The organism is Ensifer sp. KUDG1 (genome assembly GCF_050434285.1).
In the GTDB taxonomy this organism is placed as follows: domain Bacteria; phylum Pseudomonadota; class Alphaproteobacteria; order Rhizobiales; family Rhizobiaceae; genus Ensifer.
Window position 1 is genome coordinate 95,040 of the sequence record NZ_JBNDIG010000001.1, and the last position, 14,737, is coordinate 109,776.

Annotated in this window: 20 protein-coding genes and 1 tRNA gene; 13 read left to right on the forward strand and 8 right to left on the reverse strand. The window is 63.7% G+C overall.

Translation table 11 applies throughout. The features are described 5' to 3' along the window. Positions 1-78 precede the first annotated feature (78 nt). Both M2267_RS00450 and M2267_RS00455 read left to right on the forward strand, forming a co-directional pair. Positions 79-810 (forward strand): sulfate transporter family protein, encoded by a 732-nt coding sequence (locus M2267_RS00450; RefSeq protein ID WP_429113006.1) that lies wholly within the window; start codon positions 79-81, stop codon positions 808-810. 76 nt (positions 811-886) lie between these two features. Beyond that, entirely contained in the window at positions 887-1,096 is a 210-nt protein-coding gene (locus M2267_RS00455) for a SlyX family protein (protein ID WP_043626575.1), read from the forward strand. Between the two features lie 81 nt (positions 1,097-1,177). Here M2267_RS00455 and M2267_RS00460 read toward each other — a convergent pair whose 3' ends face one another. The 3 genes from M2267_RS00460 to M2267_RS00470 form a co-directional block, all read right to left on the reverse strand. Then, the gene (locus M2267_RS00460) at positions 1,178-2,170 is read right to left on the reverse strand and encodes a BMP family lipoprotein (RefSeq protein WP_034804831.1); all 993 of its coding nucleotides are present in this window, start codon (positions 2,168-2,170) and stop codon (positions 1,178-1,180) included. 304 nt (positions 2,171-2,474) lie between these two features. Further along, a complete protein-coding gene (msrA, locus tag M2267_RS00465; protein ID WP_429111863.1) occupies positions 2,475-3,128 on the reverse strand; it encodes a peptide-methionine (S)-S-oxide reductase MsrA in 654 nt (217 codons plus the stop codon). A 39-nt stretch (positions 3,129-3,167) separates the two neighbouring features. Beyond that, on the reverse strand, positions 3,168-3,485 hold the full coding sequence (locus tag M2267_RS00470) for a membrane protein (RefSeq protein WP_043626572.1): 318 nt from the start codon (positions 3,483-3,485) through the stop codon (positions 3,168-3,170). 383 nt (positions 3,486-3,868) lie between these two features. Between M2267_RS00470 and M2267_RS00475 the strand changes: the two genes are divergently transcribed. The 7 genes from M2267_RS00475 to M2267_RS00505 all read left to right on the forward strand — a co-directional run bounded on the left by M2267_RS00475 (position 3,869) and on the right by M2267_RS00505 (position 7,784). Continuing rightward, positions 3,869-3,958, forward strand: a tRNA-Ser gene (locus M2267_RS00475). A gap of 184 nt (positions 3,959-4,142) precedes the next feature. Next, positions 4,143-4,457 (forward strand): ArsR/SmtB family transcription factor, encoded by a 315-nt coding sequence (locus M2267_RS00480; protein ID WP_034804822.1) that lies wholly within the window; start codon positions 4,143-4,145, stop codon positions 4,455-4,457. Then, complete coding sequence (locus tag M2267_RS00485) at positions 4,454-4,810, forward strand: SRPBCC family protein (RefSeq protein WP_429111865.1); 357 nt, start codon at positions 4,454-4,456, stop codon at positions 4,808-4,810. The genes M2267_RS00480 and M2267_RS00485 overlap by 4 nt, the downstream gene beginning before the upstream one ends. Before the next feature lie 44 nt (positions 4,811-4,854). Continuing rightward, a complete protein-coding gene (locus tag M2267_RS00490; RefSeq protein WP_192448204.1) occupies positions 4,855-5,487 on the forward strand; it encodes an ATP-dependent Clp protease proteolytic subunit in 633 nt (210 codons plus the stop codon). Positions 5,488-5,678: 191 nt separating this feature from the next. Beyond that, positions 5,679-5,984, forward strand: a complete 306-nt coding sequence (locus M2267_RS00495; RefSeq protein WP_052201559.1) for a putative quinol monooxygenase — start codon at positions 5,679-5,681, stop codon at positions 5,982-5,984. A gap of 119 nt (positions 5,985-6,103) precedes the next feature. Further along, entirely contained in the window at positions 6,104-6,961 is an 858-nt protein-coding gene (locus M2267_RS00500) for a sigma-70 family RNA polymerase sigma factor (RefSeq protein WP_429113008.1), read from the forward strand. A gap of 184 nt (positions 6,962-7,145) precedes the next feature. Continuing rightward, complete coding sequence (locus tag M2267_RS00505) at positions 7,146-7,784, forward strand: class I SAM-dependent methyltransferase (RefSeq protein ID WP_429111867.1); 639 nt, start codon at positions 7,146-7,148, stop codon at positions 7,782-7,784. A gap of 38 nt (positions 7,785-7,822) precedes the next feature. Here the strand turns inward: M2267_RS00505 and M2267_RS00510 are convergent, their stop codons facing one another. Next, positions 7,823-8,638 carry an aminotransferase class IV family protein gene (locus M2267_RS00510; protein WP_429111869.1) on the reverse strand — a complete coding sequence of 272 codons (816 nt, stop codon included), beginning with the start codon at positions 8,636-8,638 and terminating at the stop codon, positions 7,823-7,825. Positions 8,639-8,731: 93 nt separating this feature from the next. On the opposite strand from M2267_RS00510, the gene M2267_RS00515 reads away from it, so the two are divergent. Continuing rightward, on the forward strand, positions 8,732-9,085 hold the full coding sequence (locus tag M2267_RS00515) for a MerR family transcriptional regulator (RefSeq protein WP_429111870.1): 354 nt from the start codon (positions 8,732-8,734) through the stop codon (positions 9,083-9,085). A gap of 29 nt (positions 9,086-9,114) precedes the next feature. Here the strand turns inward: M2267_RS00515 and M2267_RS00520 are convergent, their stop codons facing one another. Further along, positions 9,115-9,513: a DoxX family protein gene (locus M2267_RS00520; protein WP_429111872.1), complete on the reverse strand. Its 399-nt coding sequence runs from the start codon at positions 9,511-9,513 to the stop codon at positions 9,115-9,117. Positions 9,514-9,854: 341 nt separating this feature from the next. Here M2267_RS00520 and M2267_RS00525 point away from each other — a divergent pair, with 341 nt between their 5' ends. Genes M2267_RS00525 through M2267_RS00535 form a run of 3 tightly spaced genes read left to right on the forward strand, consistent with a single transcriptional unit; the run spans position 9,855 to position 11,301 of the window. Then, the gene (locus tag M2267_RS00525) at positions 9,855-10,187 is read left to right on the forward strand and encodes an ArsR/SmtB family transcription factor (RefSeq protein ID WP_192448197.1); all 333 of its coding nucleotides are present in this window, start codon (positions 9,855-9,857) and stop codon (positions 10,185-10,187) included. A 1-nt stretch (position 10,188) separates the two neighbouring features. After that, positions 10,189-10,665 carry an SRPBCC family protein gene (locus M2267_RS00530; RefSeq protein WP_043611790.1) on the forward strand — a complete coding sequence of 159 codons (477 nt, stop codon included), beginning with the start codon at positions 10,189-10,191 and terminating at the stop codon, positions 10,663-10,665. Positions 10,666-10,677: 12 nt separating this feature from the next. Beyond that, positions 10,678-11,301, forward strand: a complete 624-nt coding sequence (locus M2267_RS00535; protein ID WP_429111875.1) for a dihydrofolate reductase family protein — start codon at positions 10,678-10,680, stop codon at positions 11,299-11,301. A gap of 235 nt (positions 11,302-11,536) precedes the next feature. Here M2267_RS00535 and M2267_RS00540 read toward each other — a convergent pair whose 3' ends face one another. The 3 genes from M2267_RS00540 to cml form a co-directional block, all read right to left on the reverse strand. Then, entirely contained in the window at positions 11,537-12,466 is a 930-nt protein-coding gene (locus tag M2267_RS00540; RefSeq protein ID WP_429111876.1) for a hypothetical protein, read from the reverse strand. Positions 12,467-12,537: 71 nt separating this feature from the next. Beyond that, positions 12,538-13,344 carry a MerR family transcriptional regulator gene (locus tag M2267_RS00545; protein WP_429111878.1) on the reverse strand — a complete coding sequence of 269 codons (807 nt, stop codon included), beginning with the start codon at positions 13,342-13,344 and terminating at the stop codon, positions 12,538-12,540. A gap of 104 nt (positions 13,345-13,448) precedes the next feature. Continuing rightward, positions 13,449-14,645, reverse strand: coding sequence for a CmlA/FloR family chloramphenicol efflux MFS transporter (cml, locus tag M2267_RS00550; RefSeq protein WP_429111879.1), 1,197 nt, complete (start codon positions 14,643-14,645; stop codon positions 13,449-13,451). Positions 14,646-14,737 lie beyond the last annotated feature (92 nt).

Genomic DNA, 14,737 nt, shown 5'->3' on the forward strand with positions numbered 1-14,737 from the left:
CTGCCGGAACGATCTTGTCGCCGGTAGCGCCTCTGCCTACATGCACCATCGAACCTTGGCCCATGCTGGAGAGCGATGATGATCCTGGACGCGGCGCGGCTGTCGCTTGCCAACCTGTTTGCACCTGAGACCCGATCGGTCTTCTGGAAGGTGCTGGGCTTGACGATCCTTGCGCTTGTCGCCCTGTGGTTTGCGGTGCGCGAAGTGTTCATTTGGCTCGCCTTGCCGTGGGTCGACACGCTGATGCCGGGCACGCCCGTCTGGGCCGGCTGGCTGACCTTCGTGCTCGGCATCTTCGCAAGCCTTGGCCTGGCCCTTGTGCTCGCCTTGCTTCTTGCCCCCGTCACCGCGCTCATCGCCGGCTTCTTCCTCGACGACGTCGCCGATGTCATCGAGAAGCGTGACTATCCGAACGAGCCCCCGGGCCGGCCGCTGCCGCTCGGCGAGGCGATTGCCGGCTCGCTCAAGTTCCTGGGCGTCGTCATGCTCGGCAACCTCCTGGCGCTCGTGCTGCTGCTCGTTCCGGGCGTCAATCTCGTCGCCTTCTTCCTGGTCAACGGCTATCTGCTCGGCCGCGAATTCTTCGAGTTTGCGGCGATGCGCTATCGCGCGCCGGCGGAGGCGCGGCTCTTCCGGGAAAAGCATCGCTCGACCGTCTTTCTCGCCGGGCTGCTGCTCGCCGGCTTCCTGGCGGTACCCTTCGTCAACCTTTTGACGCCGCTCTTTGCCGCCGGCCTGATGGTGCACCTGCACAAGCGGCTCTCGGCGAAAGATCCCGGGTTCTCGCTGCGCGTCGCGGCGAAGGCGTAAGGCTCTTGCTTGACATAAGGCCGGCGGTGGCCAATCTGCCGGCAAACGGCGCCGCGCGCCCATGGAGTTTCTAAGAATGAGCAACACGGACGAACGGATCACCCGCCTCGAGGAGACCGTGGCCCACCAGGCCAAGACCATCGAGGAGCTTTCCGATCAGCTTGCCGAGCAGTGGAAGGTGGTCGAGCAGACCCGCGCCAAGCTCGACCGGCTGACCGAAAGGTTCCTAACGCTCGAAGAGCAGTCGCTCGACGCGCCGGCCATTACGAAGCCGCCGCATTACTGATCGCCGCGATCAAGTCAGGACAAACAAAAAGGCCGCCAGTCCAACGAACCGGCGGCCTTTTTCATGACGTAAGCGCTGCTCTTAGTAGGGGCAGGACTCGTCGCTCATATAGTCGTGGACCTGGACCTTGCCGGCAATGATTTCGGCTTTCACCTTTTCCACCGCGTCGAGCATCTCAGGCGTGATCAGCGCCTTGTTGTTGTCGTCGAGCGCGTAGCCGACGCCGTCTTCCTTGAGGCCGAGGTTGGAAATGCCGAACTCGAACTTGTCGTTCTTGGCCGCCGTGAAGGCTTCGTAGACGGCGACGTCGACGCGCTTCAGCATCGAGGTCAGGACCTTGCCCGGCTGCAGGGCATTCTGGTTCGAATCGACGCCGATGCCGAGCTTGCCCGCATCCGCAGCTGCCTGCAGAACGCCGACACCGGTGCCGCCGGCTGCGTGGTAGACGACATCCGAGCCCTGGTCGATCTGGGACTTGGCAATTTCGCCGCCCTTGACCGGGTCGTTCCAGGCGTCCGGCGTCGTGCCGGTGTAGGCTTCCAGAACCTTGACGTCAGCGCCGGTCGACTTGGCGCCGCCAACGTAGCCACAGGCGAACTTGTGGATCAGCGGAACGTCCATGCCGCCGACGAAGCTGACGGTCTTCGACTTGGAAGCGAGACCGGCGAGAACGCCGACGAGGTACGAGCCTTCCTGTTCCTTGAAGACGACCGACTTGACGTTCGGCTTCTCGACGACCATGTCGATGATCGCGAACTTGATGTCCGGATATTCCGGGGCGATCTTTTCGAGCGAAGCCGCCCAGTTGAAGCCGGCCATGACGATCGGGCTGTTGCCGTCGCTGGCGAAGCGGCGCAGCGCCTGTTCGCGCTGGGCGTCGTTGGCGATTTCGAACTCGCGGTATTCGACACCCGATTCCGTCTTGAACTTCTCGGCGCCGTTAAAGGCAGCCTCGTTGAAGGATTTGTCGAACTTGCCGCCGAGATCGTAGATGATCGCCGGCTTGATGTCGGCGGCCAGTGCCGTCGCGGACATCATCGAAAAGGCAAAGAGACCGAGAATTGTTTTTTTCATCGTGCAGCCCTGTTGTCGCTATTGATCTTATTGGGTCCTCCCGCCGGCTCCCTGACGGAAGCCTGTCTGCGGAACCCACCCCCTTCTCCTTGGGGCTAGGGTGGCGCATCCTTGCACGGTCACGGCAAAAAAACACTCAAAATTTTTCAGATGGTAAAAATTGAAGCCACGGATACCGGCACCCGTAAGGCACCGGTTCTGTTGCGTTTTTGAGATCCGGGCGAGGTGTCCCGACCGGTCCGGCGCGGCCTCAGGGTTGTGGGTATCGCGACCGCACGCGGGATACCACCCAGGGGGTATGCGTCTAGTGGCCGATCGGGCAGCTGACGCCGGTGCCGCGCAGGCCGCAATAGCCGCTGGGGTTCTTGGCCAGATATTGCTGGTGGTAGTCCTCGGCGAAATAGAACGGGCCCGCCATGTCGATCTCGGTCGTCACCCTGCCGCCGTGGTTGGCATGCTTCAGCGCGGTCTGGAACGTGGCGCGCGCGGCCTTGGCTTCGGCCAGCTGCTCGTCGTCATAGGCATAGATCGCCGAGCGGTAGGTGGTGCCGATGTCGTTGCCCTGGCGCATGCCTTGCGTCGGGTCGTGTTCCTCGAAGAAGGTTCTAAGCAGGCTCGCGAGCGTCACCTTTTCCGGATCATAGACGACCAGGACCACTTCGGCATGGCCGGTAAGCCCCGTCGTCGTTTCCTGGTAGGTTGGGTTCGGCGTCAGCCCGCCGGCATAGCCGGCCGCCGTCACGTGGACGCCGGGGATGTTCCACAGCAATCGTTCGGCGCCCCAGAAGCAGCCCATGCCCAGAAGGATGCGCTTGGTGCCATCGGGGTAGGGGCCTTTCAACGGCCGCCCGGAAACGAAATGCGTCTCGGCCGTCGGGATCGCGGCGTCACGGCCCGGCAGCGCCGTCTGCGCGTCCGGCATGATCGTCTTCTTGTTGAACATGTCGATCAGGAACATCAGCATACTCCTTTCGGTGCGAAGGTGGCCCGCGCCGCGTCAGGCGGCGAACCGTCCAGCCGCCGGCCGCTTCTTGTATCCGGCCATCCACAGGATCAGCGCGATCAGCGCCAGCACCGCGAAGGCCGGCTGCTGCAGCAGCCAATGCAGCATCCCGTGCCAGATCGTCGGTGCAGTATCGGAACGTTGGGCAAACTGGACCCAGCTTGCCGTGTCGGCGCCAAGCGCCTCCAGGTCGTCGCCGAGCGACGTCATCACCAGTTCCGATGCGGCGACCGACTGGATCGCGTCGACGGCACCGGCAAGCACGGCGGCAAACAACACGATGGCGCTCGCCAGCCTCAATAGAAATCGCATCGCACGGCATTCCCTTCAATTCGCTGGCTGGCGCCCAGTCATCGGCTCGGCGCGTCGCCCCGCCGCATCTTCTCCGATCGCCCGTGCCTCGGACAAGGCCCGGCAATGAAAATATGCGGCAACCTGGCAGGCCGGAGGATGTGGCCGAGACCGGCCGGACGCATCGGGCGCGCCCTGACGCAAGAGATAAGCCCCTTGCCTGGTGCGCACAATGGGAACCGGGAACCCGCTCGCGTCACAAGATGTCAATAATCTGTCAAAAAGCAGTTGATCCCGGGCAAATCATCGGTATATAGACGCGCGTCCGCCGGTTCTCAGCTGGTTGACGCCGAAGGGCCCCGCCCTTCCCATCCAGCCGGATTGACCGTCGGCTGCTGACGGATGGACAGGTGGCCGAGTGGTTGAAGGCGCACGCCTGGAACGCGTGTATACGTGAAAGCGTATCGAGGGTTCGAATCCCTCTCTGTCCGCCATTTCCCCTTGTTCTGCTTCCATCGTCGATGCCTACATAGCGCTACCCATTCCTGTCTGCTGGCAGGTATCGATCTGCGGCGCCTTGACCGCATCTTGCGGCGCGCAAAAGCCCGATCCTTTCTTTTCTCCTCCTGCTGAACAGTGCGCTTGTCATTGAGATAAGTCCGTGCTTATGTGTCGGTCATGATCGAGAACGAGATATTCCGAGCCCTGGCTGACCCGACGCGCCGTGCCATCTTCGAGAAGCTTGCCGACGGAAGCATGAATGCCAGCGCTTTGCGGGAAGGTATGGACATCAGCCAGCCGGCGATGTCCCAGCACATTTCGGTGTTGCGGAGTGCCGGGTTGGTGAAGGAGCAGCGACAAGGCCGGTTCGTAAACTACGAAGTCGACCCGGACGGACTGGCCCAAATTGCGCAGTGGCTTGCGAAATACCGTGCCTACTGGCCGGCTCGCATCGAAGCTTTGAAGATCTTGCTGAAGGATATGGACCAATGAACCGTGAAAGCAGCGCCCCGAACGGAGACAGCCTCGAGCTGGAATACGAACTCGACGAGGCGCCGCAGAAGGTCTGGCGCGCAATCAGTATCCCGGCGTTTCGCGAAAACTGGCTACCGAAGGAGGCCTTGGCTGATCCCGAAGGTGCTGTTGTCGTGCCTGGAGAGGAGGTCCGCTACAGGCTGCGCGAAACCGAGGCTCCGTATCTCGAAAGTACCGTCACCTTCCGGGTCGCGCCGATCGGTGCCGACAGAACCAGACTGCGGATCGTCCACGAACTGCCGAACGTTCGCAGCGGTCGCGTAACCAGGACGGCCGCGAACAACAACGATACCCTCCTGCTCGCCGCTTAAGCCGACGGGCCTCCCAACAAACTCTGGATAAATGGAGTTCGCCGATGCGCGAAGCGATGCAACTCGTCCCTATGGTCGTTGAGCAGTCGAATGGTGGAGAGCGGTCGTTCGACATCTATTCCCGCCTGCTGCGCGAGCGAATCATCTTTCTCAATGGTGAGGTGAACGACACGGTCTCCGCGCTGGTCTGCGCCCAGATGCTTCTTCTCGAAGCGGAAAACCCGAAGAAACCCATCCATCTCTACATCAATTCGCCGGGCGGCGTCGTGACCAGCGGTTTCGCCATGTACGACACCATGCGCTACATCCGGGCTCCGGTGCATACCTTGTGCATGGGGACCGCACGGTCGATGGGTTCGTTTCTGCTGATGGCCGGCACGCCGGGACAGCGGGCAGCCTTGCCCAATGCCAGCATCCTCGTGCACCAGCCGTCAGGCGGTTTCCAGGGCCAGGCATCCGACATGCAGATCCATGCCGAAGAGATCCTTCGCACCAAGCAGCGCATGACGCGCCTCTATGCGGAACATTGCGGGCGGACCTACGAAGAGTTCGAACGCGCCATGGACCGGGACCGTTTCATGACCGCCGAGGAGGCTCTGGAGTGGGGGCTGATCGACACCATCCTCAAGGTTCGCGACGACGGCGAGCCGGTGGCCGCAGGCGGCTTTGCTCTCTGACGGTCGGTCTCTGTCGGGCGGGCATCTGCCAAGGACAGATGGTCCAAGTCACGAACCGGCTGAAGGCGCTCCCCTGCCAAGGGAGTGTCCCCGACGTCCGAATCGCCTTGTGCTAAAAGAATCTTCGCGCGCGCGATCCGTTTCGCCTCTTCGCTTCGTCTTTGCTGCATCTGCAACGAAGGAGAAGCACCATGACCACTGCACCCGTCACTCTCGTCAACGTTCTGAAGGTCGAACCCGGCAAGCAGGCGCAGCTGATCGCGCTTCTGAAGCGCAACATCGACACCGTGATCCGCACGCTCGATGGCTGGCGGACGAGCCGGCTGATTGCCGCCAGGGACGGCACAAGTGTCATCATCTATTCGGAATGGGAGACCCCCGCGGCCGTCGAGGCGATGCGCGCCGATGCCAGGATGAAGGCCTATTTCCCGCAGATCCTCGAACTGGCGAGCCTCGAATCGGTCGTCGGCGAGGTGGTCCTCAGCGATAACAGGTGACGCTGCACGGTCGTCCGCTGCCAGGACCGGTTGCGATCGGTCAGGCAGCGGACTTTCTCTTCCGTCCACGCTATCGTCCGAACCGGACGCCTGGAGATATCCCGATGGAACTCGATACCATGAATGCGGAAGACTTCGAGGATCGGCTGAGGGAAGTCCGGCCGCGGCTGCACCGCTATTGCGCGCGCATGACCGGCTCGGCCGTGGATGGCGAGGACGTGCTGCAGGACACCTTGATCAAGGCCGTGCAGGCACGGGCGGATGGCGTGAAAGTGGACAATCTCGAAGGCTGGCTGCTGCGCATCGCCCACAACACCAGCCTCGATTTTCTGCGCCGACGGTCCCGGCACAAGATCGTCCCGCTTTTCGATGACATGGAAGACGCGCCGCTGCCCGAGGCGGACATCGTCGCGGTCGGCTTTCAAACCTTCCTGCAGCTGCCGGAACTTCAGCGCTGCGCCGTGATTTTGAAAGATGTGCTGGGCCATTCGATCGAGGAAATCGTCGATATCGCCGACTGCACGCCGGCGGCGGCCAAGTCGGCGCTGCAGCGCGCCAGGGTGGCGCTCCGGCAGCTGGCCCAACGCCCGGAAGATATGCGGCTGCCGCTGATGTCCGATGCGAACCGGCAAAAAATGGCAAGCTTCGTGCGCTTCTTTCAGGGCGGAGACTTCGATGCCATCCGCGCCATGCTGGCTGATGATGTGAAGCTTGAGCTGGTCAACAGGCTGAAGCTGGAGGGCCGCGAGGGAATCGGCCGCTATTTCACCCGCTACGCGCAGGAGACGCGGTGGCGTTTTGCGCTGGGGGCGATCGAAGGCCGGCCGGCCATGCTGGTTTTCGACAGTGTCGGCCCGATGGAAAAGCCGGTGCACTTTGTCATTCTCGATTGGCGCGGCGACGAGATCGGCGCGATCCGCGATTTTCTCTTCGCCCCCTATGTGCTTGAAACCGTCGATTGGGTTCGGCTGGCTTGAGCTGAGGGAGAGCGGCTCTCTGCCGATTGAGGGGCGGTTCTTCGCCAAGTGTTGACGGTTCCGCGCTACTGCTGAACCTTCGCTGGTGTCGCTAGCCGTTGGGACTCGGCAAGTTTCTCTGGCCGGTGTGGCACCGGCTCCGAGCATCGCGAGGGGAACTGGTTGCGATCTGGGGAGAGGCAGCATGAGTTTGGCGAGCGACGCGCGTTTCTGGGACCGGACGTCGCGGCGATACGCCAAGGGAACGATCGCGGACCCGGCCGCCTATGAACACACGCTCGACCGCACCCGCGCCTTGCTTCTGCCTGACGACCGGGTGCTTGAACTCGGTTGCGGCACGGGAACGACGGCGTTTCGGCTGGCGGGCGATGTGCGCGATTATCTTGCGACCGATTTTTCGACCGAGATGATCGCCATTGCCCGGGAGAGATATGCCGTCGATCTGGTTCCGAACCTCGCCTTTCGCACCGCGACGGCCGAAACGCTTGCGGCCGAACGCGGACAGTTCGATGCGGTGCTGGGCTTCAACTACCTGCATCTCGTGCGCGACCTGCCCGCCACGCTCGACAAAATTCACACCCTGCTTGCCTCCAGGGGGGTGTTCATCTCCAAGACGCCCTGCGTCGGCGACATGAACCCGCTCGTCCGGCTCTTGCTGCTGCCGGCGATGCGGGCGGTCGGCTTGGCGCCCTATGCGGGAGCCTTCAGTGCGGCCGAGCTCAGCCGGCACACTGTCGCCGCCGGCTTCGAACTTCTGTCGGCGGAAAATCACGCATCGGCGAGCAACGACAACCGTCCCTACATCGTCGCCCGCAAGCGCTGAAGACCGGAGCGGCGGTGCGGCCCCGGTCTTGATGCGTCCTAGACGCGCGCAGCCGGTTCGGCGGCATGTGCCCGATGCAGCAGGCTGATAAACGCCTCCGCGTCCGGGATCGCCGTCGAGCCGATGGCGTTGACGGCGATGCCAGGCGTCCAGGAATTGAGCACCGCGGCGCCGGAGAGCGTCTGCAGCCGATCGAGGGTGATTTCCTCCTGCCGCTGAGGAACACCGAGGCGCTCGAGTTGGCGCTGGACCGTGCCCATCATCGTACCGGTCAGCATCTCGGCTTTGGGCCAGATGACGGTTTCGCCATCCCAGAAGACCAGGTTCCAGATCGTCGCCTCACTGAGGTGCCCTCGACGGTCGATGAAGGCGGCGTCGTCGAAGCCCTGCCTGATCGCCTGATGCAGGTAATAGGTCTTGCCGGATTCTCCGACGTGCTTGATGGTCGCGAGCGGGCGTTCGTGCTCGACGACGGCGAGCCTGAGCGGTCCCTTCGGCCCGTTGGAGGGCGGGCCGCTGCGCACAAGAACCGAGAGGTCTCCCTGCATGCTGTCGGCGGTGAACTCGCCATCCGGCGAATACACCGTGACGGTCAGGGACTGGTCGGCCGGGCCGGCGTCGACCGCGGCCCGGATGCGGGCGCGCAGGGTTTCTTCGGGCACGGCACGGCCGAAAAATTCGATCGAGGCGCCGTGCAGGCGCTTGAGATGCAGGTCCAGGCCCTTGATCCTGTGGTCCCGGACCTGGATCGCCGTGAAGTGCGCGAAGCCGGCGAAGGCGAGCGCTGTCAGCTCCGCCGCGTCGGCCGGGCGGCCGTCGATTGTTGCCGGATAATGGTGGGTTTCGGTCGCCATGATTTTGCTCCTGGGTGCGGTTTGCATAAGGGAGCCATAGCTTTAAGGTCTGACAGCGCTGTCAGAGTCAAGGGTGTGTTGAAGGGTGATTGCATGAAGATCGGCGAGCTGTCGAAACGCACCGGCGTCAGCATCCGGATGCTGCGCTACTACGAGGCGGAAGGTCTGTTGAAGCCGGAGCGCACCGAAAGCGGCTATCGTGATTATGACATGGCGGAGGTGCGCACCGTCGAGCGCATCAAGCTGCTCGGGGCCGGCGGCATGACCCTTCCGACGATCCTGCAGTTCCTGGCCTGCGTGCGCGGCGAGGGGCCGATTTTCGAGCCCTGCGACGAGTTGCGCGTGACGTTGCGCCAGCAGATCCGCCTCGTCGAGGAAAGGACGGAAAAGCTGGCGCAGAACCACAATGTGCTGACGAGCTTCCTGGCCGAGATAGGCGAAGGTTGAGCCGCCCGACGAGCCGTCTTCGTTGACGTTCAACGTTTGCGCGACAGGATCGATACCAGCGCCAGACCGCCGATCACCGAGACGTGCTCCAGCGCCACGGTCATGTCGCGGAAGGCCTCTTCGCCTTGCTTCAGCCAGAAGGGATGGGCGATCGGGACCGTCAGCACCGTGAAGACGGCGAGCGCACCGGCGGCAAGCCAGACCCAGCGGTTGAGGATGATCAGGAGAGAGGCGCCGATCTGCAGGATCAGCGTCGCCGCATTGAACAGCCATCCCGGCGCCAGGCCGAAGCCTTCCATGACCGCGGCGTTGGCGTTGAAGTCGAAGAGCTTGGCAAGGCCACTCGACCAGAACACGAGCGTCAGCAGCACGCGGGCGAGGATGCCGAAGGCGCGCGAATCGAGAATGCTTGCGATAGGGCCGGACATCGGATCATTCCTTCCTTGCCGTGAGGAGGGAGGCGTTGCGCGCTTGCACTTGGCAATGCCGGCCCGGTGGCGAGGCCTGCGAGCCAGTCGGCGGCGTTCGATGCGCCGCCGGGCTCGGCGATGCCCGCGGATGCGGTGCCGGTCCCGGTATTTTCAGTCCTCATCTGGTTTTTGAATGCCACGTCGGCCCCCTTGTCCTATTGAACCGACGGGGTTTGTAGAAGCTCAACCACGCTTGAGGTCAAGAAAACGGCGATGTGACAAATTGGCTGCCGCCGGTGGCTTCGCGTCGATCAATAGTTAGCTCTTGCGCTAAGTATTTGCGCATGATACTTAGCCTTATGGAACAGTATTCAGACCGATTGGACGTGATCTTTCAGGCGCTCGCCGATCCGACCCGGCGTGCCGTGCTTTCGCGGCTCGGCGGCGGTCCGGCGAGCATCAGCGATCTCGCCAGGCCCTTCGACATGGCCCTGCCTTCTTTCATGAAGCACATCCACTTCCTCGAAGGCAGCGGGCTCATCCGCACGCACAAGCAGGGCCGGGTGCGCACCTGCGCGATCGAGAAGGCGCAATTCGCTGCAGTCGAAACCTGGCTCTCGGCGCAGCGCGCGCTCTGGGAAGGCCGTGCCGACCGGCTGGAAAAATTCGTCACTGAACACGAGGAGGAATGACATGACCCGCTCTCCCGATCCTGAACTCGACCTGACGATGGCCCGCGTCATCAAGGCGCCGCGCGCGACCGTCTGGCGCGCCTGGAGCGATCCCACGCGGCTCGAACAGTGGTGGGTTCCCGAGCCGGCAAGATGCAAGGTGATCGACATGGATCTCAGGCCCGGCGGCAGTTTCGTGACGCGGATCAGCGAAGGCGGCGGCGCATTCGTGCCGCATATCGATGCCTGCTTTCTCGCGGTCGACGAACTCTCGCGCATCGTCTTCACCGACACGCTGCTTGCCGGCTGGCGCCCGGCGGAAAACGCTTTCATGACGGCGATCATCACCCTCAGCGATCATCCTGGCGGTACGGAGTACGCCGCCCATGTGATGCACCGCAGTGGCGCGGACCGGAAGATGCACGAGGAGATGGGCTTTCACGACGGCTGGGGAACGGTCGCCGAGCAACTGGCCCGGTTCGTCGAGCAAACCCACTGAGGAGACGATCCCATGCGCAATATCGTGCTGCAGATGATGACGACGCTGAATGGCCGCCTGGACGATCCGCTTGCCTGGATGGGCACGGTGGTCGAGGAACAATACCGGGCGATCGACCGCCTTTACGCCGGCTACGATACGGTTCTGGTCGGCCGCACGACCTATGAGGAGATGGTCGGCTACTGGCCGGGCGCACTGAACGACGAGGCGGGCGGCGAGACCAACCGGGTGATGGCAGGGCGCATGCACGACTATCGCAAGATCGTGTTCTCCCGCACCGGTGAGCAGGCAATCAGCCCCTGGCACAACGCCGAGCGGACGGTGGTTCCTGATGATGCGGCGCTCTCGCGCTTCCTGACCGACCTGAAGGCTGAGCCCGGCCGGGATATCCATCTGTCCGGCGGCGCGAGCCTGGCACAGACGGTGATCGGCCTCGGCCTCGTCGATCGCTACCACTTCTTCGTCTACCCGGTCGTATCGCCGGGTGAACCATGGTTCGCCCGGCTGCGCGACAAGAACGAGCTTCGGCTGATCGGCAGCGAGCACTACGACAACGGCGTCGTCGGGCTCCACTACGAGACGGTGCGCGACACGAAGCCGGCGCGACCGAAAAGCTTCTCGGAGCTCATTGCCTAAAAGCAATTCCAGGAAAAGTGCGCAGCGGTTTTCCGTCCGGAACTGCGCCCAGCAAGACAAGCCAATTCCAGGAAAAGTGGGCAGCGGTTTTCCGTCCGGAACTGCGCCCAGCAAGACAAGCCAATTCCAGGAAAAGTGCGCAGCGGTTTTCCGTCCGGAATTGCGCCCAGCCAAACGAGCAATTCCAGGAAAAGTGCGTAGCGGTTTTCCGTCCGGGATTGCGCGGCTTGTAAGTTCACTCCCCGGCTTGCAGGGCGGCGAGCAGCCGGTCGTAGGTCGGCGCCAGCAAGCGCAGGCTTTCGGCCGCCTCGGTATCCCTGCGCAGGACCAGCGGATACTGCAGCGCGCCGATCAGCCGTGCCTGCTCGCCGGCGATGGCGGCGGATTTGGCAAGGCCCGCCCGCGCCAGGCAGGATGCCGCGTCGCCGGCGCGGCGGGCGCCGACGCGAACGGCGAAGTGCATGAGGTGAGCGCGCAGGTTCTTGTCGCAGTTAGCTTCGATCCGAGCGGCGAGCGCTTCGGCAGCGTCGGCATTGCCAAGGCTGCCCACCGGTACCAGCCGGTCCGTGGTCATCGAGAGCCAGTGGATGGCGGCCGGCACCGAGGCGCGAATTGCCTCGATCTCGCTCACGTCGGCGACGCGGGAGAACTCCCATCGCATGGTGTAGGGGTCGCCGTAGCTCAGCGTTTCGGCGCCCCAGGCCGTCATGAAATCGTGAAGCGGCAGGGAGGCGTAGGGATATCCCTGCGGGTCATGCATCAGCACGCGCGTCTCGTCCAATGCGAGGACTACGACGTAGTGATCGGCCTCGATCGGTCCCGTCATGCCGGGCTGGTGCCGCAGATGCCCCATCTCCACCGGCCCGACCCAGACGGGACCATCCTTTAGTGCCGAGCGCAGGCGGGAGAGCGCGTCCTCGGGCTCGCCGCCGCTGCTGACCTGCGATGTCCAGCCGAGCGCTTTCAGCGCGCCGTCGAACCCGGCCTCCGGATCCCAGCCATAGGGATCGAAGAACGGCAGCGTGCCGCCGACGATCTGCATGCCGAAGGGACTGCCGGTGGCAAGCTCGATGGTCGAGGTCGAGGGTGCGGCCTCGCCGAACATCATCGCGAACGAGTTGGCGTAGCAATAGGGGCCGGAACCCACATAGGAAAAGTGCTGCATCGGTTGGTCCTTGAGTAATCGAGGGGAGGAGAAATCGGGGGAGGAAGTGATTGGGACGTGCGGGGATTGGCTTAGCGCACGATGGGGTAGGCGACATCGAAGCGGGCGCTGCCGCTGCCGGGATAGATTTCGTAGGGGCTGCCGAAACAGCTGAGGTCGTCGCTTTGTTCGAACCAGGCTTCGATCGCGTCATAGACGCGAAGCACGGCCGGAAAGGTTTCGAACGCTTCGGCGACGGCGAGGAACGCTTCGCGCCCCGCCGGCTGGAGGCGTATGCGCAGATCGCCAGTGGGTTCGAGACTGCCGTCATAGCCGATCGCGACTTCGACGAGACCCTTGCCGTCGTGATTGACCGGCTCGTGGAAATGCAGCGTCATCGGCCCGTCGTCGCTCTTGCCCGATTGCGCAAGATAGCCGCGGATCTCCGCTTCGGCGCTTCCGGTGAAGGCCTCGAGCGCATCCACCGTCACATGGTGCTGGCGATAAACGATTTTCGAAGGCGCGACGTCGCGCACGGCAACGGCCCTGACAAGCGGATCGTCGCTGCCGCTCGATTGCCGGATGATGGCCTCCACCAACTCGCGCTGATCCTCGAGCCGCTTGCTCTGCACCTCCAGCCAGGCGCGCAGCTCCGTCAGGCGAACGTCGGGCTGAAGATCGATCAGCCGCGCGATCCGGGCGATCGGCAGGCCCAGCTGCCGCAGCCGGGCAATCAGCCTGGCGCGGCTTGCCTGCGTGGCGGCGTAGTAGCGGTAACCGGTTATGGGATCGACATGGGCAGGCACCAGCAGGCCCTGCTCGGCATAGAGCCGGAGCGCCTTCGGCGACAATCGTGTGGCGGCGCCGAAGCGGCCTGCGAGGAAGTAGGAATCGGTCATGAGAGCAGTCTGGGGCCAGCCCCAGGGGCGAGGTCAAGGGGCATGTTGCCGTCTTTCCGGTTGAAGACCTCCCGGAGCGGACGACCGCTCCGGGAGGGGCAGGGCTATCGATCTTCGCGCCGGTCGAGAAACGCCAGCGCCAGCAGCGTGATTGCCGCCATGCCGAGGCAATAGCCGACGAGCGGCCAGGCCGTATCGCCACCTAGCAGCAGCACGGCGCCAGTGCCGACAAGGCTGACGATCAGGCTCTGGATCGAGAAGTAGAGCGCCACCGCCGTCCCGGCGATGGCATCGAAGGCCTTGAGCGCCCCATTGGCGGTGACGGAGGCGGTCATGACGATGCCGAAGGCGATCACCCACATCGGCAACACGAAGCTCTCGAACGACGGAGCGGCCAAGACTTCGCCCGCGCCAAGCAACAGCCCGCCGAGGATGATCAGGGCCATGCCGCGGGTCAGGCAACCGGATGTCCCGTAGCGGGCGACGAAGCCCCTGGCGAAGCGCGTGGCGATGATCATAACGACGGCAGCGGTGGCGAAGGCCAGGCTGAAACCCAGCTGCGAATAGCCGGCGCGATCGATGAGCAGGCGTGGGGCGGTGGAGAAGAACACGAAAAACGCGCCCATCGCAGTGCTGAAGCCAAGCGTGTAGGTCCAGAACGCGCCACTTGTGAGCATGGGCATGAAGCTCGGCTTCGCGGGTGCGGCGGCGTCCGGCCGGGTTTCGGGCCAGCGCGGCAAGGCCTGGCCGAGTGCCGCAAGGCCAAGCACGCCGAGCGTCACGAAGATCGCTTGCCATCCGAAAGCGCCTGATATCAGCGCGCCGGCGATCGGCCCGAGCGCCGGCACGAAGGAGAGCATGGCGCTGAAGAGGCCATAGATGGTCACGCCTTCCGGACGCGCGCCATAGACGTCGCGCACGGTCGCGAAGGTCGCGACCAGCGCGGCCGAGGCGCCGGCCGCCTGGACGAGCCGCAAGGCGACGAAGACCGGCGCCGAGGTGGTTGCCGCCAGTCCCAGCGACGACAGGGCAAACAGCGTCGCGCCGCCGAGAAGAACGGGACGGCGGCCGAAGCGGTCGGACAGCGGGCCGAACAGCAGCTGGCCCAGGCCCAAAAGCAGCATGTAGAGGCTGAGCGTGAGCTGGACGACTGCCGGCGACGTGCCGAGAATGGCCGGCATGTCGGGCACGACGGGCAGGTAGATGTCCATGGCGAGCGACGCCAGGATGTCGAAGGGCGCCATCAGCAGAAGGGCTGCCGGCAGCGAGTAGGACCAGGTGGGGGAATTACGATTGGGCATGATGAAACATCCGCGCAAATGAAAAACATTCGGCGGCGATCTGCCACTTCATCAACTGTTCTGAGAGTGAGCCGACAGACGCCGCAACAACT